16 protein-coding genes and 1 pseudogene are annotated in these 22320 nt (G+C 71.4%); 12 read left to right on the top strand and 5 right to left on the bottom strand.

Annotated elements, in window-relative coordinates:
* Positions 1-103 precede the first annotated feature (103 nt).
* Entirely contained in the window at positions 104-1285 is a 1182-nt protein-coding gene (locus BIU95_RS11705) for a Fic family protein (RefSeq protein ID WP_254783352.1), read from the top strand.
* A 108-nt stretch (positions 1286-1393) separates the two neighbouring features.
* Here BIU95_RS11705 and BIU95_RS11710 read toward each other — a convergent pair whose 3' ends face one another.
* From BIU95_RS11710 to BIU95_RS11720, 3 genes are read right to left on the bottom strand one after another with little or no spacing between them, the layout of a single operon-like run.
* On the bottom strand, positions 1394-2131 hold the full coding sequence (locus BIU95_RS11710) for a copper homeostasis protein CutC (RefSeq protein ID WP_071251740.1): 738 nt from the start codon (positions 2129-2131) through the stop codon (positions 1394-1396).
* On the bottom strand, positions 2128-3684 hold the full coding sequence (locus BIU95_RS11715; protein ID WP_071251741.1) for a M81 family metallopeptidase: 1557 nt from the start codon (positions 3682-3684) through the stop codon (positions 2128-2130). Before BIU95_RS11715 ends, BIU95_RS11710 begins: the two co-directional genes overlap by 4 nt.
* Positions 3677-4861, bottom strand: coding sequence for an ROK family protein (locus BIU95_RS11720; protein WP_017887594.1), 1185 nt, complete (start codon positions 4859-4861; stop codon positions 3677-3679). Before BIU95_RS11720 ends, BIU95_RS11715 begins: the two co-directional genes overlap by 8 nt.
* Before the next feature lie 248 nt (positions 4862-5109).
* On the opposite strand from BIU95_RS11720, the gene BIU95_RS11725 reads away from it, so the two are divergent.
* From BIU95_RS11725 to BIU95_RS11745, 5 genes are all read left to right on the top strand, one after another.
* Entirely contained in the window at positions 5110-6903 is a 1794-nt protein-coding gene (locus BIU95_RS11725) for a peptide ABC transporter substrate-binding protein (RefSeq protein ID WP_017887593.1), read from the top strand.
* A gap of 96 nt (positions 6904-6999) precedes the next feature.
* A complete protein-coding gene (locus tag BIU95_RS11730) occupies positions 7000-7959 on the top strand; it encodes an ABC transporter permease (RefSeq protein WP_017887592.1) in 960 nt (319 codons plus the stop codon).
* Positions 7956-8849, top strand: a complete 894-nt coding sequence (locus tag BIU95_RS11735; protein WP_017887591.1) for an ABC transporter permease — start codon at positions 7956-7958, stop codon at positions 8847-8849. Before BIU95_RS11730 ends, BIU95_RS11735 begins: the two co-directional genes overlap by 4 nt.
* Positions 8849-10591: an ABC transporter ATP-binding protein gene (locus BIU95_RS11740; RefSeq protein WP_017887590.1), complete on the top strand. Its 1743-nt coding sequence runs from the start codon at positions 8849-8851 to the stop codon at positions 10589-10591. Before BIU95_RS11735 ends, BIU95_RS11740 begins: the two co-directional genes overlap by 1 nt.
* Positions 10588-11511, top strand: coding sequence for an ROK family protein (locus BIU95_RS11745; RefSeq protein WP_071251742.1), 924 nt, complete (start codon positions 10588-10590; stop codon positions 11509-11511). The genes BIU95_RS11740 and BIU95_RS11745 overlap by 4 nt, the downstream gene beginning before the upstream one ends.
* Before the next feature lie 15 nt (positions 11512-11526).
* Here the strand turns inward: BIU95_RS11745 and BIU95_RS18720 are convergent, their stop codons facing one another.
* Positions 11527-12261, bottom strand: a complete 735-nt coding sequence (locus BIU95_RS18720; RefSeq protein ID WP_071251743.1) for a hypothetical protein — start codon at positions 12259-12261, stop codon at positions 11527-11529.
* 122 nt (positions 12262-12383) lie between these two features.
* Here BIU95_RS18720 and BIU95_RS11755 point away from each other — a divergent pair, with 122 nt between their 5' ends.
* From BIU95_RS11755 to BIU95_RS18290, 5 genes are all read left to right on the top strand, one after another.
* Positions 12384-13679, top strand: coding sequence for a HupE/UreJ family protein (locus BIU95_RS11755; RefSeq protein ID WP_175470764.1), 1296 nt, complete (start codon positions 12384-12386; stop codon positions 13677-13679).
* 138 nt (positions 13680-13817) lie between these two features.
* Positions 13818-15953: an Ig-like domain repeat protein gene (locus tag BIU95_RS11760; protein WP_071251744.1), complete on the top strand. Its 2136-nt coding sequence runs from the start codon at positions 13818-13820 to the stop codon at positions 15951-15953.
* A 341-nt stretch (positions 15954-16294) separates the two neighbouring features.
* The gene (locus BIU95_RS11765; protein WP_056073284.1) at positions 16295-17542 is read left to right on the top strand and encodes an ice-binding family protein; all 1248 of its coding nucleotides are present in this window, start codon (positions 16295-16297) and stop codon (positions 17540-17542) included.
* A 302-nt stretch (positions 17543-17844) separates the two neighbouring features.
* Positions 17845-20646, top strand: coding sequence for a hypothetical protein (locus tag BIU95_RS18285; protein WP_071251745.1), 2802 nt, complete (start codon positions 17845-17847; stop codon positions 20644-20646).
* 2 nt (positions 20647-20648) lie between these two features.
* Complete coding sequence (locus tag BIU95_RS18290) at positions 20649-21152, top strand: GNAT family N-acetyltransferase (protein WP_017887583.1); 504 nt, start codon at positions 20649-20651, stop codon at positions 21150-21152.
* Between the two features lie 13 nt (positions 21153-21165).
* Here the strand turns inward: BIU95_RS18290 and BIU95_RS11780 are convergent, their stop codons facing one another.
* Positions 21166-21903 carry a GAF and ANTAR domain-containing protein gene (locus BIU95_RS11780; protein ID WP_017887582.1) on the bottom strand — a complete coding sequence of 246 codons (738 nt, stop codon included), beginning with the start codon at positions 21901-21903 and terminating at the stop codon, positions 21166-21168.
* 166 nt (positions 21904-22069) lie between these two features.
* Here BIU95_RS11780 and BIU95_RS11785 point away from each other — a divergent pair.
* Positions 22070-22320: pseudogene (locus BIU95_RS11785) on the top strand (acyl-CoA desaturase); the annotation flags it as partial.

A 22320-nucleotide genomic window follows, 5' to 3' on the forward strand; every position in this document is an offset into this window, starting at 1 on the left:
AGCAGGTGACGGTGTCGATCTCAGAATACGGGCACCAGATTTTCTGAGATGATGGCTTATGTCAGAAAATCTGACGGACCGAGTCTGGTTTCAGGGAGTGATCGTGACCACGTGGCCCGCGCTGCAGTACGAGGAACTCGACTGGGAGCGCCGCGACGCCGACTACGGTCCGCGGGCGGCTCGACGCGGCACGGTTCGGGAATCGTACGCTGCAGCGGTTCCGCCCGCGATCGCGGGACTCCCGATCGAGCTGAGCGACGACGTGGCGACCCTCGTTGACGAAGCCTCGACCGCGCTCGTGCGGTTCGACAGTGAACTCGGTGGTGAGGTGGCTTCGTTCGCCTCGCTCCTGCTGCGCTCGGAAGCAGCAGCATCGTCGCAGATCGAGCACCTCACGGCGAGCGCTCGGCAGGTGTTCGCCGCTGAGATCGGTGCCCCCGGCAAGCGCAACGCCACCGCGATCGTCTCGAACACGCGCGCGATGCGGACCGCGATCGAACTGTCCGATCAATTGACTTCCGACACCGTGCTCGCGATGCACGAGGTCCTGCTCGAACACGACCCCCATCACGATGCTGGAGCGTTCCGGCGTGAACCCGTGTGGATCGGCACCGACGGTCGCAGCCCGGTCGGAGCCGACTTCGTCGCCCCGGCATGGGAACGGGTTCCGGGACTGGTCGACGACGTCATGGCCTTCGCGCGGCGACTGGACCTGCCCCGGCTGGCGCAGGTCGCCGTGGCCCACGCGCAGTTCGAGACCATCCACCCGTTCACCGACGGCAACGGTCGCACCGGGCGTGCACTGTTGCAGGCCATGCTGCGGTCGAACGAGTTGACGCGCAACGTGACGGTCCCGGTCTCGGCAGGCCTCCTGATCGACACTGCGGGCTACGTCGATGCGCTGACGGCGTACCGCCGTGGCGACGTCGAGCCGATCATCCGGCGGGTGGCCGAAGCCGCGTTCGCCGCGATCGGGAACGCGACGGAGCTCGTCGAGGACATCCGACGGATCCGGAGGAGCTGGCAGGACCGGATCGAGGCTCGACGAGACTCCGGCGTCTGGGACGCGCTCGACGTGGTCGCACGGCAGCCCGTGTTGAACGCGACGGTGCTCGCCGCCGAGATGGGTGTCGTGACGAGGAACGTGTACCCGCACCTCCAGAAGCTCGTCGACGCCGGCATCCTGCTGTCGAAGAACGAGTACCGGCACGGCGTCCTGTACCGCAACGACGAAGTGCTCTCGGCGCTCGACGCGTTCGCCGCGCGGTCCGGTCGCCGGGGGTGACGCGGGCTCAGGCGGTCAGGGGCCGCTGAACACCGGTGTTCGTCGTTCGAACCGCGGTCTGCGGGTGTGCAACCGGCGAACACCGGTGTCTTGCGGGCCCAGAACGGGTCAGGCGTCGAGCGCGCGCCGTGCGGCGGTGACGACTTCGGCGTCGGTGACGAAGTGCGCGGAACCGTCGTCGCCGGCGCCCATCGGCACCCCGGCGTGCGTGCTGCCGGCGGCTGGGCGCTTGGCCGACAGGTGCACCGCGGCGGCTCCGGTGGCGAGCAGCGCACGGACGTCGGCGGGGGTGACGCCGGCGCCGGCCATCACCTGCACGGGCCCGGCTGCCACGACCATGCGCGCGATCGTCTCGGCACCGGCGACCGCGGTGGGGGCGGCGCCCGAGGTCAGGACGCGGGTGAACCCGAGCGCGGCGAGCGATCCGGCGGCGGCAACGGGGTCGATCGCGTGGTCGATCGCCCGGTGCAGGGTGATCTCGGCGGTGGTGCTGACCGAGCGGGCGGCGTCCACGAAGCGGCGGAGGGCGTCCTCGTCCAGGGTCCGGTCGGGGCGCAGGGCTCCGACCACGACGCCGGCGGCCCCGGAGCGCAGGACCGTGCGGACCTCGCGCACCATGAGCTCGACCTCGTCGGGGGAGTGCACGAACCCGCCCGGGCGGCAGCGGACCAGCGCGTGCGCCGGGATCCCGGTCTCGTGGGTCGTCTCGACCAGGGCCTGGGACGGGGTGAGCCCGCCGAGCTCGAGACCGACGCAGAGTTCGACGCGGTCGGCGCCGCCGTCCCGCGCGGTGATCGCGCCGGCCGGTGAGGTGACGGCGATCTCGAGTGCGGCGGTGGTGCTCATGCAGGGGCTCCGAGCGGTTCGTTGGAGGCGGGGACGATGCGGGCGCGGAGGTCCGGTGCCGTCGGGAACACTCGATCGTAGGGGAACATCGGGCGCTCGATCCTGTGGTGCCCGAGGCGCAGCAGGTCCTGGTCGACGCCGCCCGGGGTGAGCGCGAGCATCCAGTCGGCGGACATGTCGAACAGCTCCGGCTCGAGGTACCCGATCTTCACGATGACGACGTCCGCCTGCCGCGGCGCCAGGTCGAGGTCGGTGAAGTCGTGCTCGTGGTGGTACGGCTTCCGCAGCTTCGTCAGGATCGCGAACACGCTGCCGACCTGCAGCACGACCTCGGTCTCGGCGTCCCGGTCGCCCTGCTTGATCGCGTGCACCCGACCGGTCATCGTGATCGGACCCGCGTGCACGTGGTCGACCGTCGCACCGGCGGTCACGGTGATCGTCGCACCGACGCCGGCTTCCACCGCGGCGGCGACGGCGGCCGCGCCGGGCACGCTCGCGTAGATGACGGTGGGGCCCGACGGGTCCTGGAACTCCGGACGGGCGAGCACCTGCGTCAGCCCCCACGTCATGTCCCCGGAGCCGCCCGCCGTGGGGTTGTCGCCCGAGTCCGAGACGAAGTACGGCTTCGCGGCGCCAGGGGCGAGCGCGGCGTCGAGGCACTCCTCGAACGTGCCGGTGGGTGCGACGAAGACGAAGTCCTCGCGGGCATCCCAGAACGCCGCTGCGAGCCGCTCGGCGCCGGCGGCGACGGCTGCCTCGTCCCACCCGGTGACGACGGTCACGGCCTGGTCGCGGGGCTGGTCGGCCCAGGCGTACCCGACCCAGATCGCGGCGTCGAGCACCCCCTCGGTCTGCTCGACGAGCGGGACCTGCGCGTACAGGGACTTCGCCGGCTCGAGCCGGGTCGAGGTCTGCTCGCCGGGCAGCAGGACGGGGATCGGGATCCAGGCCTTCACGGGGCGCTGCGCACCGACGGGCCGTTCGGTCAGCACGTCGACGAGGTTCCGGACGGCGCGCTCCTTCGTCTCGAGGGTGTCCTCGTGCGGGGCCATCCGGTAGCAGGTGACGAGGTCGACCTGGTGGGCGAGCTCGCGCGTGACGTTGCCGTGCAGGTCCATCGACGCGGACACGATGACGTCGGGGCCGACGACCTGGCGGATGCGACCGAGCAGGTCCGTCTCGGCGTCGTCGAGCCCCTCGACCACCATCGCGCCGTGGATGTCGTACCAGAGGCCGTCGACCGGCCCCATCGCACCCAGCCGCTCGACGATCTCGTCGGCCAGCGCGTCGTACGACGCCCGGTCGACGATCCCGCCGGGCAGTGCGTGCCCGATGAGCGCACCGCGGAAGTCCGCACGGTCGGCCATGGTCGCCAGGAACGGGTAGCGGGTGACGGCCTCGTCGCCGCGGTCCGGGTGGAACGCGGGGGCGTGGGTCCGGGTCGGGGTGAACGTCGAGGTCTCGATGGCCAGGCCGGCGATGGCGATGACCGGGCGACCGGCGCTGGCGGGGGAGGCGGGGACGGCGGGGGTGACGGGACCGGTCTCAGACACGGACGCTCCTGTTCCTGGTGGTGGACTGGGGGATGGGCGCGGAGAGCTCCTCGAGCGAGGCGGCGAGGCCCCGCTGCAGGGCGAACTGCCCGGCGCCGACGAGGCCGGCGTCGGCGCCGAGCGACACCGGCTCGATCGCCAGGTGCTGGGTCATCAGCGGGTGGCAGCTCTCGTAGAGCTGGCTCCGCACGGCGGCGATGAAGGGGTCGAGGGTCGACAGGATGCCGCCGAGGTAGACGGCGTCCGGGTTGAAGAAGTTCACGTTGGCGGCGAGCACCTCGCCCAGGTACTTGCCCGCCATCCGCACGGCGCGGGTCGCCTCGGGGTGCGCGTCCGAGGCGAGCCGCACGACGTCGGCGGTCGAGGCGACGTCGACCCCGGCGTTCGACAGGATGCGGACCAGGGCGGCGCCGGACGCCACCGTCTCGAGGCACCCGGTGTTGCCGCACGAGCACGGGGTGTCCCCGGCGGCGTCGATCCGCACGTGCGTGATGTCCCCGGCCGCGCCGGTCGACCCGCGGTAGAGCCGGCCGTCGATGACGATGCCCGCGCCGATCGCCGAGCCCGCCTTGATCGTGATGGTCTGGCGTCGAGCCGGGTCCTGCACGGTCTGCTCGCCCGCCGCCATGCAGTTCGCGTCGTTGTCGACGATCGCCGGCAGCCCGAACCGCTCGCTCAGCCAGGCGGCCACGGGGAACCCGTTCCACCCCGGCATCCGGCTCGGCAGGTCGACGACGCCGGCGACGACGTCGACGGGCCCGGGCAGGCTGAGCCCGACGCCCCGCAGCCCTTCGCGACCACGGTCGTCGGCGAGCCGCTCGAGCAACGCGGCCAGCCGCTGGAGCCCGGCGGTCGGACCGTCGGAGAGCGCGAACGGGACGTTCGCGACCGACTCGAGCGCGCCTCCCGGCAGCACCACGCCGATGCGCGCGTGCCCGCCGCCGACGTCCGCGGCGACCGCGTACTCGTCGACGCCGCCGATGCGGAGCACCTTGCGGGGGCGGCCGCCGGTGGAGACGTCGGTGCCCTCCTCGGCGAGGATCCCGTGTTCCAGGAGTTGGCCGACGACGTGCGAGACGGTCGACGGGGCGGCCCCGAGCACCTTCGCGATCTCGGTCCGGCTGGCGGCCTGCCCCGAAGCGACGAGCTCGAGGACGCGGGCGCTGAGATCGGCCACGACTTTCTCCAATCCGGACGGAACACCGGCGGCTGCCGGCGGAACGGGAACACGACACGGGTGGATGCCCGGTTCTTCGGCGAGCCTACGGGGCGGATCGAGCGGTCCACCCTTTCCACCGTTCCGCAGTAACGCAGTTTTTACATCGAGATGTTTGTTTTTCCAATGGCTTTGGTCCTTGACTGTCCTCGTGCCGCTCGGCACCTCGTGCTCCACTCCCCGAAGTCCCTCGCACAAGGAGACACCGCATGTCCAAGCCCCGTCGCTGGGCGCTCCTCACCGGAGCTGCGATCGCCGTGAGCGCGCTGCTCGCCGGCTGTTCCGGAGGCGGCAACGCCTCGCCGGGATCGACCGACGAGATCGACTACGCGCTCCCCGCCAACTTCACGCCGAACTGGATCCTGCCGATCGGCACCGCCGCGCACCTCAACACGAACAACGGCTCCATCGCCCAGTCGCTGTACGAACCGCTCGTCGCGTACGACGGCTCCACCGGCAAGATCGCGTGGAACAAGGCCGGCTCCGTCGCCACCGACGCGAAGTTCGCCGACGACGGCAAGAGCGTCACGATGACGCTCGGCGACCGGCACTGGTCCGACGGCGAGGCGATCACGAGCCGCGACGTCGAGTTCTGGTTCAACCTGATCAAGGCCAACAAGGCGCAGTGGGGCGGGTACTCCAAGGGCAAGGCGCCGGACAACTGGACCTCGTTCAAGGCCGTCGACGACACGCACTTCACCATCACGTTCGACAAGGCGTACAACTCGGACTGGATGCTCGCCAACCAGCTGAGCAACATCATCCCGCTGCCGCAGCACGCCTGGGACAAGACCAGCGCGAGCGCGAAGGTCACCGACGCCGACGAGACCCCCGCCGGCGCGAAGCAGGTCTGGAAGTACCTGAACACCGCCGCCGGCAAGATCAGCGACTACGCCAGCGACCCCCTGTGGAAGACGATCTCGGGCCCCTACGGCGTCAAGACCTTCACCACGGCCGGCAACGTCACCCTCGTCGCCAACAAGAAGTACGACGGCGGTCAGAAGCCCGCCATCACCACGGTCAACCTGCTCCCCTTCACCACGGCCGACGCCGAGGTGAACGCGGTCCGCTCGGGCGAGGTCGACTACGGCTACATCAACGCCACCGACATGGACCAGGAGTCCTCCTTCACGGCGAAGGGCTACTCCGTGGAGCCCTGGACCGGCTGGGCCATCACGTACATGCCGTACAACTTCAACAACCCGACCATGGGCGCCGTCTTCAAGCAGCTGTACGCCCGGCAGGCCGTCCAGATGTCGATCGACCAGAAGTCGCTGTCGAAGGTCGTCTTCAACGGCACCGCGACCTCGACCTACGGTCCCGTCCCGCAGGCGCAGGAGTCCGACTACGTCTCCGACGTGCAGAAGTCGAACCCGTACCCGTTCAGCACCTCGAAGGCCAAGGACCTGCTCACCAGCCACGGCTGGGAGGAGCAGGGCGGCACGATGGTCTGCACCGACCCGGGCACCTCGGCCAGCCAGTGCGGCGAGGGTGTCAAGCAAGGCACGAAGTTCTCGATGCAGGTGCTGTCGCAGTCCGGTTCGACCGTGACCGACAACATGATGAGCGCGATCCAGTCCTCGCTCGCGAAGACCGGCATCGACTTCACCATCAAGACCGCGCCGGTGTCGAGCGTGCTGTCGCAGACCCCCACCTGCACCTCGGACGAGGCCAGCTGCGACTGGGACCTGTCGTTCTTCGGCACCGCGGGCAGCTGGTACTTCCCGGCCTACCCGACCGGTGAGTCGCTCTTCCAGACCGGCGGTTCGGCGAACTTCGGCAGCTACTCGAACAAGCAGGTCGACGACCTGATCGACGCGACCACCACCTCGACCGACGCCACCGCCGTGCAGGACTACAGCGCCGCGGTCGCGAAGGACCTGCCGGTGATCTGGCTGCCGAGCCCCGACTACCAGATCTCGGTCGTCAAGAAGGGCCTGTCCGGGTTCGACCAGGACTCGCTCGCCAACTTCCACCCGGCCCAGTGGAAGTGGACCAAGTAGGTCGCTGACGCGACCACGGCCAGGAGGCGCGGTGCGGGCACGACCCGCACCGCGCCTCCGCCCCGGCTCACGCAAGAACCGACCATCGGAACCCGCATGACCACAGCTCTCTACCTCACCAGGCGCGTCCTGCAGGCGCTCGCGGTGATCCTCATCGTCACCGTCGTGGTGTTCTGCCTGTTGCACGCGCTGCCCGGCGGCCCCGCCCGCGGCGTGCTCGGCGTCTCCGCGACGCCCACGCAGATCGCCCAGTTCAACCAAGCGCAGGGGCTCGACCAGCCGCTGCCCGTCCAGTACCTGCGGTTCCTCGGTCGTCTGCTCACCGGCGACCTCGGCACCTCGTACACGCTCAACGAGCCGGTCTCGCAGCTCATCGCCGAGCGCCTGCCGAAGACCCTCGTGCTCACCGGCATCTCCGCGGTGCTCGGACTCGTCGTCGCGATCCCGGTCGGCATGCTCCAGGCGGCCCGCCGCAACGGTGCGGTCGACTACGCCGCCACCGCCCTGGCGTTCGTCTTCTACTCGACGCCGGCGTTCTTCCTCGGCCTCGTCCTGATCATCGTGTTCAGCCAGCAGCTGCCGTGGCTGCCGTCCCAGGCACCGAGCGGCAACACCCTGGCCGAGGTGTTCCAGGACCCGGCCGGACTCGTGCTGCCCGTGGTGACCGGAGCCCTGGCGATGATCGCGGTGTTCAGTCGGTACATGCGCGCCTCGACGCTCGAGAACCTGCAGGAGGACTACGTCCGCACCGCCCGTGCCGGCGGCGCCTCGACCGCGACGATCCTGCGGCGGCACGTCTTCCGCAACTCGCTCACCCCGGTCGTGGCGATGCTCGGGTACTACCTGCCGGTGCTGTTCGGCGGCGCCCTGGTGACCGAGCAGCTGTTCAACTACCCCGGCATGGGGCTGCTGTTCTGGAACGCCGCGCAGTCCTCCGACTACCCGACGCTGCTCGGCTGCGTGCTCGTCATCTCCATCGCGACCGTCATCGGCACCCTGCTCGCCGACGTCGCGCAGTCCCTGATCGATCCCCGAGTGAAGGCGAGCCGCGCATGACCGCCGTCCAGATGGCCCCCGAAGCCCCGGGCGCCCCCGTCACCGTCGCGGCCACCGGGTTCCGGCTCGCCGCCCGCCGGTTCCGGAGCAACACCCTCGCCGTGATCGGCCTCGCCCTGATCGTCGTCATCGTGCTGTTCTGCTTCGTCGGCCCGTTCCTGTACCCGACCGACCAGACGCACACGATGCTCGAGCAGGCCAACCAGGGCCCGAGCGCCGCGCACTGGCTCGGCACCGACGCCGTCGGCCACGACGTCCTCGGCCGCCTGATGTACGGCGGCAAGGTCTCCCTGATGGTCGGCATCGCCGCCGGGGTCCTGGCCACCGTCGTCGGCACCCTGTGGGGCTCCGTCGCCGGGTACGTCGGCGGCTGGGTCGACGCCCTGATGATGCGCGTCGTCGACGCCGGCATCGCGATCCCGGCGCTGTTCATCCTGCTCGTCATCTCGGCGATCACGAACCCCGGCGTCGGCGGCCTCATCGTCATCCTCGGTCTGGTGTCGTGGCTCGTGCCGTCCCGCCTGATCCGCGCCGAGACCCTGACGCTCAAGAACCGCGACTACGTCCTGACCCTGCGCGCGATCGGCGGCTCGCACGCCCGCGCGATCGGCAAGCACCTGCTGCCGAACTCGGTGTCGACGATCGTCGTCGCGGCGACGTTCCAGGTCGCCGACGCGATCCTGCTGGTCGCCTACGTCTCGTACCTCGGGCTCGGCGTGCAGCCGCCCGCGACGGACTGGGGCGGCATGCTCTCGGCGGGACTCACCGCCGCGTACTCCGGACACTGGTGGCTCATCGTGCCGCCGGGTCTGGCCGTGATCCTGGTCGTCTGCGCGTTCAACGCGGTGGGCGACGGACTGCGGGACGCCTTCGACGTGCGGGGCCGCTGATGACCAACGAACCGATCCTGCGGACGACCGACCTCGGCGTCTCCTTCAGCACCGAGTCCGGCACCGTCGACGCCGTGCGGGGGGTGTCCCTGTCGGTCGCCCCCGGCGAGACCCTCGCCCTGGTCGGCGAGTCCGGCTCCGGCAAGTCGACGGTCGCCCTCGCGGCGATGGGCTTGCTCTCCGGGAACGCGACGGCATCGGGCAGCGCCGTCGTCGCCGGGCACGAGGTCGTCGGGGCAGCCGAGCCCGAACTCCGGGCACTGCGCGGCTCGACGGTGTCGATGGTCTTCCAGGAGCCCGCGACCGCCCTCGACCCGCTCACCCGCGTCGGCGCCCAGATCGCCGAGGTGATCCGGAACCACCGTGACGTCTCCGCGTCCGCCGCCGCGGCCGAGGCCGTCGACCTGCTCCGCCGCGTCGGCATCCCCGACCCCGAGTCGCGCACCCGGTCGTTCCCGTTCCAGCTGTCCGGTGGGCAGCGCCAGCGCGTGGTCATCGCGATGGCGATCGCGAACGCACCGAAGCTGCTCATCGCGGACGAGCCGACCACCGCGCTCGACGTGACCGTCCAGGCCGAGATCCTCGAGCTCCTGCGCGCGCTCGCCGTCGAGACCGGCACCGGCGTGCTGCTGGTCACGCACAACATGGGCGTCGTGGCGGACTTCGCCGACCGGGTCGCGGTCATGCTCCAGGGCGAGATCGTCGAGACCGGCGGGGTCGAGGACGTCCTGCTCCGCCCGGAGCACGAGTACACCAAGCGGCTCCTCGCCGCGGTGCCGCGGCTCGAGACACCGGCGTCGGCATCCGACGCCGCCGAGTCGGCGAGACGCCTCCAGATCCGGGGGCGTGACGCGGAGACGCCGGCGTCTTCCGAGCTGGGTGCGTCGGGTGCGGCGGACGGGAGGCCCGGTGCGGCCCCGGTGGTCGACCTGCGGGACGTCTCGGTGACGTTCGGGCGCGGGGCGCGCGCCGTCCACGCGCTCGCCGGCATCGACATCACGGTGCACGCCGGTGAGACCGTCGGTCTGGTCGGCGAGTCCGGTTCGGGCAAGTCGACCGCGGCCCGGGTGGCGCTCGGTCTGATCAAGCCGACGTCCGGCACGGTGTCGCTGTTCGGGCAGGACCTGCGGACGGCCAAGGGGCGCGACCGCCGTGCCCTCCGGTCCGGCATCGGCGTGGTGCTGCAGGACCCGGTGGCGTCCCTCGACGCCCGGATGTCCGTGGCCGAGTGCATCGCGGAGCCCCTGGCCGTGCACCGTCGCGGGATGTCCTCGGCCGACCGGCGTCGCCGCATCGACGAGGTGCTCGACGCCGTCCGGCTGCCGCGGACCCTGGCATCCCGGGCCCCGCGTGAGCTCTCCGGTGGGCAGCGCCAGCGGGTCTCGCTCGCCCGGGCGCTGGTGCTCGAGCCGCGGCTGCTCGTCGCCGACGAACCGACCTCGGCGCTCGACGTCAGCGTGCAGGAGACCGTGCTCGAGGTGCTCGGCGAGCTGCAGGACGACCTCGGGTTCGCGTGCCTGTTCGTCTCGCACGACCTGGCCGTCGTGCAGCACTTCGCCGAGCGTGTCGTGGTGATGCGCCAGGGCGTCGTCGAGGAGCAGGGCACCACCGGCACCACGCTCCTGCACCCCACCACCGACTACACCCGACGCCTGCTCGCCGCGGTGCCGGTGCCCGACCCCGTGCTGCAACGACAGCGCCGGGCCGCGCGCCTCGCCTCGCTCGCGGCGGTGACCGCGTGAGCCGGGTCCTGGCCGGGGTCGACATCGGCGGGACGAACACCAAGGTCGTCCTGACCACGCACGACCTCGAGGTCATCGACCGGGTCGACCTGCCGACGCCCGCCCACGCGGGCGGGGCAGCGATCGTGACGGCCGCCCTCGGGGCGGTGACGGGTCTGCTCGAGACGCACCGGGCCTCCCTTGCGGGTGTCGGGGTGGGCGCGGCCGGTGTCGTCGACCGGGCCACGGGGACCGTGCTGGTCACCGGCAACTCGTTCACCGGCTGGGCCGGGTACGGCGTGACGCGGGCCGTCACCGACGCGCTCGGCGTGCCCGCGACCCTGGACAACGACGTGAACGCGTTCCTGCTCGGCGAGATCGCGACCGGCGCGGTGGTGGGGGAGTCCGACGTGCTCGGCATGACCCTCGGCACCGGGGTCGGCGGCGCCCTCGTGCTCGACGGACGGCTCTTCGCCGGCCCGCGCGGCGCCGCCGGCGAGATCGGCCACGTCCCCGGGTTCGGCGACGCCCGCTGCACCTGCGGGCAGACCGGGCACCTGGAGACCATCGCGGGCGCCCGCGGCATCGCCGACCGCTACGCCGAGCGCTCCGGGCGCACGCTCTCGGCACGGGACGTCGCCGTCGCAGCGCGCGGCGGCGACGCCGACGCGGCCGCCGTCTTCGCCACCGCGGGATGGGGTCTCGCCCGTGCCGCGCTGCTGACCGCGGGGATCCTCGACGTCACCACCGTCCTGATCGGCGGCGGCATCGCACGGTCGTGGGACCTGCTCCAGCCCGCCATCTCGGCGGCGATCGACGCGGAACCGCCCGTCAGCGGAGCGACGATCCGGCTCGCACAGTCGACGCTCGGGGCTGATGCCGTGGCCCTCGGGGCAGCGGCGCAGGTGCGGGCCCGGGTGCTGGAGCCGGAGACCGCGTAGCGGGGGAAGGCCGGGTCAGGGCACCCAGACGACGATGCCGCGCAGGTCGTGCAGCACCGCGGCGAGGCCGGCGCGCAGTCCGCGAGCGGCACGGTCCTCGGTGAAGGTGCCGGGGTCGTAGTGGCTCGACGGACCGAGGCCCTCGCCACGGAACCCGCCGCCCGTCCAGTCCGCCGCCGTGACGTTCGACGTCGGCTCCGCGATCTCGGCACCGACGACCAGGAACTGCTGGTGGAGCGCGGTCGGTGAGACGGCCGCGAGCGGGTCGACCATGTGGTTGCCGACGGTGATGACGAGGTCGGGCTCGGCGTCGACGGCGCGCAGGACCGCGGCGATCCGGTCGTCGGCGTCCTTCGCCGAGACCGGGGTGACGGTGACGTCCTCGTCCGACGCCCACGAGTCGACGGCGTCGAGCAGGGTCCGGGTCGGGGCGTCCGCGGCGTCCCCCGCGTCGGAGAGCAGCACGACGTCGTAGCCCGCGGGAGCGTGCACGCCGGACCACGAACCCGGCTCGGGGTGGATGGTGGCCTCGGGTGCCGGGGGCTGGTCCGGATCGGAGAACCCGGTGCCCAGGAGGCCGGCGGACGCGTGCGCCGAGGCGTTCGCCGTCGGGCCGGGGCCGGTGCCGGTGCCGGTGCCGCCGGTGGTGCCGTCCGACGCCCGGGAGCAGCCGGCCAGCAGGGTGGCGCCGGCCGCGGCGAGGGCGACGGCGGTCAACAGGGAGGTCGTCCGGGTGGCTGGGCGGATCACGGCACCATGCAAGCACGCCCGACGGCCGCTCCGGGCCGGTCGGGGGACCTGTCCAACACCCGTCCCGTTGCTGGTCACCGGTTGTTCACCTTCCGGTCGTCTGTGAGCCGGATCGTCTGCGCGTGCCCTCCGGAACCACCGCCGCGCTCCTGCGCGCCCGCCCCGTCCACTCGTCTTCCCCGACCGCGCTGACTGCGCTGGCCGCACGGGTCGCCGCCGCGCTCGTGCTGCTCGGGGTGGTCGTGATCAGCGTGCTCGGGGGAGCCGCACCGGCGTCGGCGCACGGCTTCAGCTCGGTCGTGTACGCCGACGTGACGTCCACGAAGCCGACGGTCGTGCGGGCGGAGCTCGGGCTCGAGTACGACCTGATGCTCGTCTCGGTGGCCACGAGCGAGCACGACGACGCGCTGCACGAGCAAGGGCAGCGCGCCTGGGACGACGGGGACTTCCCGGGGATGGTGACGGCCGCCGAGGCGCACACCGACGCGATCGGGGAGTACGTGTTCGACCGGTTCACGGTGACCGGAGCCGGTGGGCGGGCCTGCACGGGCACCCTCGACCCCACGGTCACGGTCGACCTGCGGGACGAGGTGCCGTACGCCCACGTCACCGCCGACTTCACCTGCCCGGAGGCGTCCGAGACGCAGTCGGGACACGTGGTGTCGTCGACGCTGTTCCCCGACGACGAGTCCTTCGTCCGCGACACCAAGACGATCGTCACGTACGACGTCGACGACCGCGCGGGATCGGCCACCCTCGACGCCTCGCAGCGCACGTTCTCCACCGAACAGTCGGCGGGGGAGCGCTTCTGGGAGTTCTTCCGCCTGGGCGCCGAACACCTGCTGACCGGCATCGACCACATCCTGTTCCTCGTCGCGCTCATCGCCGGGTCGCGTCGCCTGCGCGAGGTCGTCTACACGGCGTCCGCGTTCACGATCGCGCACTCGATCACGTTCATCCTCGCCGCGCTCGGTGTGGTCAGCCCACCCGCGATCGTCGTCGAGCCGCTCATCGCCCTGTCGATCGCCGCGGTCGCCGGCTGGTACCTGTGGCGGCTCTGGCGACGCCGGTCGCGGGCCGACGAACTGGTGGTCGGCGAACACGGACACTTCTCGCTCGACCGCGCCGGCTGGACCCGGCTGGCCGTCGTCTTCGCCTTCGGACTCATCCACGGGCTCGGGTTCGCCGGTGCCCTGGGCATCCACGAGGCGTTCTCGTGGCAGCTGCTCGTCTCGCTCCTCGTCTTCAACGTCGGCATCGAGGCCGTGCAGCTCGCGATCATCGTCATCGTGTTCCCGCCGCTCTCGCTGCTGCGGCGGAAGGCGCACCGGGTGTCGCTCTGGGTGACGGGCGCGGTGACCGCCGGGGTCTTCGTGATGGGGATGATCTGGTTCGTCGAACGGCTGGCCGCGGGCTGACCGGGCCCGTCGTCCCGGGGGCGTTCGACGTCCGTTCCTGAACAACGATGAACCGTCACTCAGCGTTTACCAAGACGTTTTGCAGGGCGTGCAGAGTCTTCCGTGCTGCACCATCCCACGTCTGAGAAACGGACCCACATGAGTCTCCTGTCCGGCGCCACTACCCGGCGCAGAACCACCACCCTCCGCGTCTGCGGAGCCGTCCTCGGGGCCGCGCTCATCGCCGGTGCCTCGATGGTCGGCACGAACGCCGCCACCGCGGCGACGAACACCCCCACCACCAACATCTCCACCGGTGGCCCGATCCACATCCTGCTCGGCGTCGGCGCGACCGAGAGCCAGCGCATCGCCTCGTGGTACTTCCCCACGAACGTCGCGCAGTCCGTCGAGATCCAGAAGACCGCGTCCATGACGGACGGGGTCTTCACCGACGCCAAGAAGACGATCGACGCCTCGGAGGCCGTGAACACCGCCGCCGACACGAGCGCGACCGACTCGAACACCAAGGGCATCGCGGGCATCGCCGCCCAGTCGGGCTACATCAACGCCCACGCGGCGATCTCGGACCTCGAGCCGAACACCTCGTACACGTACCACGTCGGTGCGGCGGACGGCTCGGCCTGGTCCGCGTCGTACACCTTCACCACGAAGAGCTTCTCCGGCGACTTCGACTTCCTGTTCTTCGGTGACCCGCAGATCGGTTCGTCCGGCTTCACCGACGACGACGGCGCCGGCTGGGCGGACACGCTCGAGTACGCCACGTCGACCGAGCCGGACGCCGAGCTCCTGGTCTCCGGTGGCGACCAGGTCGAGCACGCCAACAACGAGTACGAGTGGGGCGCGTTCGCGGACAGCAGCGACGTGCTGAAGCGCTACCCGTGGGCCTCGACCATCGGCAACCACGACGTCGGCGGCAAGGCCTACGAGCAGCACAACCAGGTGCCGAACTCCCTCAAGGTGCCGGACTTCTACCCGGGCGGCAACACGACCGCGAACTCGGGTGGCGACTACTGGTACATGTACAAGGGCGTCCTGTTCATCGACATCAACTCGAACGCCTACGCGGCCGGTTCGGACGCTGCCCACGTGAACTACGTGCGCGACGTCATCAACCGCTACGGCGACGACGCGAAGTGGACCACGCTGGTCTACCACCACTCGATCTACTCGCCGGCCGACCACGCGAACGACCGTGACAACCAGCAGCGCCGGTTCGACTTCACGCGTTCGTTCTCGGACATGGGCGTCGACCTCGTCCTGCAGGGCCACGACCACTCCTACTCGCGCAGCTACGCGATCAAGAACGGCAAGAAGGCCAACGTCAACGAGCAGCCCGCTGCTCCCGAGGTCTTCTCCGGCCCCGGCGGTGTCATCTACATGACGGCGAACTCGGCCTCCGGCTCGAAGTACTACGACCTCACCACCCCGGACGCCACCCAGGGCGGCTACGGCGCGGACCCGCTCGACCCCACCGGTCAGCGTCACTTCGCCAACTCGGTCGAGAACCAGGAACACGTCCGCACCTTCGTGAAGGTCTCGGTCACCGACGACAAGCTCGCCGTCGAGAACATCCGCGCCAGCGACTGCACCACCCGCAACTCGGCGGTGCAGCACGGCAAGGTCGACAGCTGCGGCGTGACCCTCCAGCCGACGGCCACCGCCGACCCGGCCGCGATCGGTTCGACGGTCGACAGGTTCGACCTGCACGCCACGCTGCCGACGACGACCACCACGCTCTCCGCGTCGGCCGCCGAGCAGACCTACCGCACCGCGAAGCCGGCCACGGTCACCGCGACCATCGCCGGTGGCATCGGCACCCAGCAGGGCACGGTGACGTTCAAGGACGGCAGCAAGGTCCTCGGCACCGCCCCGGTCAAGGACGGCGCGGCCAGCATGACGCTGCCGAGCACGCTCGCCATCGGGAAGCACTCGGTGACGGCCTCGTTCGTCAACGCGGACCCGGTCTACTCGGGAACGAACTCGAAGACCGCGAAGGCCATGACGGTCTCCGTCGAGAAGGCCCCGTCGCGCACCGCCGTCAAGTACAGCGGTGGCAAGGCGACCGTCCAGGTGAAGGCCACCGGCTTCAGCGTCGACGGCACCGCACGGATCTACCAGGGCTCGAAGCGCCTCGCCACCGTCACGGTGCAGGACGGCGTGGTCACGTCGAAGCTCCCGCTGAAGAAGGGCGCGCACAACCTGCACGCCGTCTTCGCCGGGACCTCGGAGCTCACCACGAGCACCAGCCCGACCATCACGGTCGTCGTCAAGTAACACCCGGCACCAGCGAGGGCCCCGCGATCTCGATCGCGGGGCCCTTCGCCGTGTGGCACGGGGGGTGGGCGACCTGCCCAACCCGAGGACAGGCGCCGCACCGGCTGACGGGAGACCCGAACTCCCTACCCGGCCGCCGCTGGTGCGAGCGACCGGTCAACCTGTGGTGATCATGCGCTCGCGTCCCCCGATCCGGCTGGGATCCGGGCCGATTGTCAGGCTTCGACCGGATGTGCAGACATTCCTAGGTCCTGGCTGTGGAGAAGCGCATACTTCGAGTCTCCGAGAATGCGCGCTCGTCGCCGACGTCACCCCGCCTCTCCCAGCAGGAAGAGACGGCCATGCACGCTCTCCACCGCCGACGGGGCTCCCTCCTCGTCGTCTCGGCCGCGGCCGTCGCAGCGTTGATCACCCTCGGCACCGGCGGCGGAGCATCAGCCGCCACGGTCATCGACGGTCCCGTCAACCTCGGCACAGCATCGACCTACGGCGTCCTCGGCGCCAGTGCGGTCACGAACACCGGCCCCTCCGTGGTCAACGGCGACCTCGGCCTGTCGCCGGGCACGTCGATCACCGGCTTCGGCGGTGCACCGAACGGCGTCGTCAACGGCACCACGCACCAGACCGACGCCGCAGCCGCACAGGCCCAGCGCGACACCACCACCGCCTACAACGTCGCCGCGTCGCTCTCCCCGACCCAGACCGGTCTGACCGAGCTGAACGGTCTCTCGCTCTCGCCGGGTGTGTACTCCGGTGGCGCGCTCGCCCTGGCGAACAACGGCGCACTGACCCTGGCCGGCAGCGCGGACTCCGTGTGGGTGTTCCAGGCCGCGTCGACCCTGACCATCGGGTCCGCCAGCCGGATCACGATCACCGGTGGCGCCAGCTCGTGCAACGTCTTCTGGCAGGTCGGCAGCTCGGCCACCGTCGGCACCGGCGCGCAGTTCCAGGGCACCGTCCTGGCACAGCGGTCCGTGACCGCCACCACCGGCGCGACCGTGCAGGGCCGACTGCTGGCCCGCACCGGCGCGGTGACCCTCGACACCAACACGATCACCGCCTCGAACGGTTGCCCCGCCCCGGGCACCCCGTCCGAGTCGCCGACCATCACCTCGGGCACCCCGTCCGACGGCACCGTGGACGTGCCCTACTCGTCCACCGTCACCGCGACCGGCACCCCGAACCCGACCTTCACCGCCACGGGCCTGCCCGACGGCCTGACGATCAACAGCACCACGGGCGTCATCTCGGGTACCCCGACCACCCCGGGTACCTCGACCGTGACGATCACCGCGTCCAACGGGACCAGCCCGGACGACACCCAGACGGTCACCATCACGGTCCGTGCCCCGGCACCGGTGCCCACCGCGACACCCAGCCCGACCGCTCCGGCCGTGGTGCCCACCGACACCCCGACCGGCCCCGCGGGCGCCGGCGGTGGCGGCGGAACCGACCAGCCAACCGGTCAGCTCGCCTTCACCGGATCGGACCCGACCATCCCGCTGAGCATCGCCGCAGCCCTGCTCGCCGCTGGCGCCACGCTCATGGTCCTGCTGCGTCGTCGCCGCCGCACCGTCGGCCGCATCTGATCCACCCGCACCACCGACGGCCCCGCGACCCTGGTCGCGGGGCCGTCTGCGTGCCGTCACCGGACTCGCGAACGGTCCACGTGCCCGACCGCGCGGGGGCATGCCGACCGACGGCGTCGTCGACGACGTGCCACGGGCCTCCCGGCTCGTCGAGGACGACCCGGTCGTCGCATCCGTGAGGACCCTCAGGTACTGAGCCGTCACGTCATCCTCCAGGACGATCCGGTGCCAACAGCTGTCTCCCTACTGTTGGCGACGGAGCGTGCGGTGGCGCATGCCCGTCGCACCAGGGGAGATCCGACGTGAACCGTTCGCCGAGACGCCGTTCCACCATCGCGCTGCAGATCGCGTGTTCGACACTCATCGCCGGGGCGCTCGCCGTCTCCGGCACGATCGCGGCACTGCCCGCGACCGCAGCACCGGGCGACGGGCCCACCGCCGCGACGGGGACGACCACGATCACGACCCCGGGCACGCCCGTCGCGCAGGGCGAGGACTGGACCGTGACGCCCACCGACGGCGGGTACACCGTCGTCCTGACCCTCGCCGAGCCCCTGCCGATCCGCGCAGCGGCACCGGTCCTGCTGGTCGACGGCACGGACATCGGCGTGGCGCAGACGAGCCTCGACCAGCGGCAGCTGACGGTCACCACGACCGACCCCACGGTCGCCGACGCCCGCAGCGTCGAACTCGGATGGTCGGGTGCGACCGACCTGCAGGGCAACCGCCAGTCGGCGACCGCACCGCAGACGGTGGCGCCGCGCGAGGCCCCGGCACCCCTGACCGACGACCCCGCTGCAGCGGGCCAGTACGCGGTCACCCGGGCCGACTACGACCTGGGCAACGAGGCCGAGACGATCAAGGGCTTCGGCCGCAAGGGCGAGATGCGTGCCGCGGTCTTCGTCCCGGAGGACGCCCCGGGCAAGCGCCCCGTCGTCGTGTTCCTGCACGGCCGCCACGAGGCCTGCGTCGGCGGCACCGAGAACCCCAGGGCGTGGCCGTGCGGGAAGGGCCAGACGGACATCCCGAGCTACCTCGGCTACAACGCCGCGGCGACCGCGCTCGCCAGCCACGGCAACGTCGTCGTGTCGATCTCCGCGAACGCGATCAACGCCCTCGACGGCAGCTACTCGGACGACGGCGGAGCGGTGGCCCGCGGCCAGCTCGTCCTCGACCACCTCAGCCTGCTCCAGCGCGCCGACGCCGGGCAGGAACCCCGCCTGTCACCGCTGCTGACCGGCAAGCTCGACCTGCAGCACGTCGGGCTGATGGGGCACTCGCGCGGCGGTGACGGCGTGGTCCGAGCGGCCCTGCTCAACATGCAGCGCACCAGCCCCTTCGGCATCCGTGCCGTCCTGCCCCTGGCGCCGACCGACTTCGGGCGCATGACCCTGCCGGACACGAACACGGCGGTGGTGCTGCCGTACTGCGACGGTGACGTGTCCGACCTGCAGGGCCAGCACTTCTACGACGACTCCCGCACGGCCTTCGGGGACGACGTGCTGCGCTCCTCGGTCCTGGTGATGGGCGCGAACCACAACTTCTTCAACACGACGTGGACCCCGGGCAAGTACGCGAAGGCGTCGTCGGACGACTGGTACGACGAGTCCGACGCGGTCTGCGGCGCGAAGGCGAAGCACACCACCCGACTGTCGTCCGACCAGCAGTACGCCGTCGGCACGAGCCTGATCAGCGGGTTCTTCCGCCTGACGCTCGACGGTGAGCAGCAGTTCCTGCCGATGTTCGACGGCACCGACCGGCAGCCCGCCGCCCTGGGCGCGGCGGACATCCGGGTGACGGCCTCGCAGCCCGGCGCGAGCCGACGTGACCTGGCCCTGTTCGACACGACGAACCCGGCGGTCACCACCACCGGTGCCCTGACGGCGAAGACCTGCGCGAGCACCGACAACCTGCCCGCGAAGCAGACGCTGCCGGCGTGCGTCTCGATCACTTCGAACGCCCCGGACTACACGCCCGCGTTCCTGGCCTCCTCGGTGCCGGCGACCCCGGCCCTGCACGTCACGCCCACCAAGGCGGCGACCGGCGGACAGGTGCACGTCCCGGTGGCCCCGACGGCCGGTGACTTCACCGGGTTCCAGGCGCTGTCGCTCCGGCTCACCCCGGACGACACGGCGACGACGAACGCCGACGTCTCGATCAGCCTCCGCGACGCCACCGGTGCCGTGGCGACCCGACGCGTGTCGGACACCAGCCGTGCCGGTCAGCTGCTCCCCGGTACCCGGACAGCGCCGCGCAAGACGATCCTGCAGCAGGCACGCATCCCGCTCGACGCGTTCACCGGCATCGACCTGGCGTCGGTGCGCGAGGTGACGATCGACGTCCCGCAGAAGAACAGCGGGATGCTGCTGAGCGACCTCTCGCTCCTGCCCGCAGCGACCCTCGGTACCCCGGTGGTCACGAACCGTCCCACCGCCCGCATCGCCGACCGCTTCGTCGACGAGGGGCGCACCCGCACGGTCGTCCGGGCAGCGGTCGTGCTCTCGCGGCCGGCCGAACAGGCGACGACGGTCTCCTTCGACCTCGACCAGGCGTCGGACAACCGCATCCGTCCGGCGATGCAGGCCGTCACGTTCCAGCCGGGCGAGGTCTGCCGCGCGGTCGCCGTGTCGGTGAACGGCGACCGCACCCCGTCGTTCTCGCGGACGGCGGACTACCCGATGACGCTCAGCAACACCCAGGGCGGCTCGGTGATCGGCGACTCGATCGGCACCATGCGCATCCGCGAGGACGACGGCGTGCGCGCCGTGAACGGACGCGTGACCGCATCCGCTCCGGCGGTCGGTACCCCGGGCGACGCGTGTGCCGAGGCCCAGGCGACGAGCACCCCGATCGCGGTGACGCCGGCGAGCAGCCGGAAGGGTGCCAAGGTCGCGATCTCGGCGACGGGCTTCCGCGCCGGCGAGTCGGTCACCGTCAGCATCGACGGCGGCCGGGCCACCCGCACGACGGCCAACGCAGCCGGCAAGGTCCGCCTGAAGGTCACGAAGACCGTGGCGGCGCTGGCACCGGGCACGCACGTGGTGCACGCCCGTGGCTACGGCTCGGACCAGCGGGCTCGGGGCACCTTCACGACGACGAAGTAGCCGTGCACGGTCCGGCACCGGTCATCGCGCGCGCCACCACGGCTGACGCGCGCGAGATCGGTGCGTTCCAGGCGCGCTGCTGGGAGCAGACGTACCGCGGGGTGGTGCCGGACGCCTTCCTCGACGGAACGGCTGGTGCCGACCGCGCCGCGCGCTGGGCGGAGCGGATCCGGACACGCACCCGCGGGGTGCTCACCGCGCGGGCCGACGACGGGACCCTGCTCGGCGTCGCGAGCACCGAGCGCCGAGCGGACCCGGCCGGCGGGCTCCCCGAGCTCCAACTCGTCACCCTGTACGTCGACCGGGGTGCGCACGGCACCGGTGTCGCCGCCCTGCTCCTCGACGCGGCCATCGGCGACGAGGACGCACACCTGCTCGTCTTCGCGGCGAACACCCGTGCGCGCCGGTTCTACGCCAAGCACGGCTTCGTGCCGGAGGGTCCGCGACTGACCGACCCCGGGACGGGGCTCGACGAGGAACGGTGGGTCCGGAGGCGGCCCGTGTGAACCCTCAGGGCGCTCAGGACGCTCCGGCGGCCACGAGGTCGGCGAGCGGGACGTCGTCGCGTGCCACGTCGGCGGCGACCTGGCTCAGGGACCGCTGGGTGGCACGTGCGTAGCGACGGATCATGCCGAACGCCTGCTCGACGTCGACCCCGGCCGCACGTGCGAGGTACCCCTTGGCCTGCTCGATGGCGACCCGGCTGTCGAGGGCACGCTGGAGCTGCTCCGCGGTGAGGGTCGCGTGCTCGAGGGTCCGTTGCTGCAACAGGCTGATCGTCGCGACGTCGGCGAGGGCCTGGGCGGCTCGGGCATCGGCTCCGTTCAGCGCCCCTTCCGTCTCGCGGAACAGGTTCAGCGACCCGACGGTGGTGTCCCGCAGCCGGAGCGGGATGGCGTGGACGCCCGCGTAGCCACGCGCCCGCGACGCCTCGGCGAACCGCGGCCAGTGCTGCCGCAGGTCGTCGGCGTTCTCCGACGTCACCAACCGGCCGGTGGTCACGGCGGTGATGCAGGGCCCCTCGCCGGCGTTGAGCTGGAGCAGGCCGATGAAGCTGCTGCGCTCGCTCGTCGAGGCGACGACCCGCAGCTCGTCGTGCTTGTCGAGCAGGTGGATGGCGCCCGCGGCGGCGTCGAACAGCTCGACGGCCCGGTCGACCAGCGTCTGCAGCACGTCGACCACGTCGTAGTCCGCCACCAGAGAGTCGGTGAGGGTCACGAACGTCTCGACCAGTCGTGCTTCGCGTACCTCGGTCATGTGGGGAACGGTCCTTCCGTCGAGCAGGCGGGACAACCGTAGTCGAGCGGCGGACACGCGGACCTGTGGCTTGCACCCGGGAGCGTGACGGCTCTAGCGTTGGACCAGCAGCCCCAGACCCCGGCCGCCGGAACGTTCCTCCATTCCGATGACGACCAGGGAACCCATGACCACGCAGCACGCCGGTACCAGCCCGCAGCGGGAGACCAGCTCGAAACCCCTCTCCAGCGGCTTCCGGAAGACCGGTTCCCCGGCCGGACCACGGACCGGTGGCACCTCGTCGTACTCCGCGCTGCTGGCACAGGTGAAGGAAGCCGGGCTGCTCCGTCGCCGTCGGGGCTTCTACTGGGCGCTGTTCACCGCACTCGTCGTCGCCACGGCCGCGTGCTGGGTCGTCTTCGCGTTCCTGGGTGACTC

This window comes from Curtobacterium sp. MCBA15_007 (genome assembly GCF_001864905.1).
Taxonomy (GTDB): domain Bacteria; phylum Actinomycetota; class Actinomycetes; order Actinomycetales; family Microbacteriaceae; genus Curtobacterium; species Curtobacterium poinsettiae.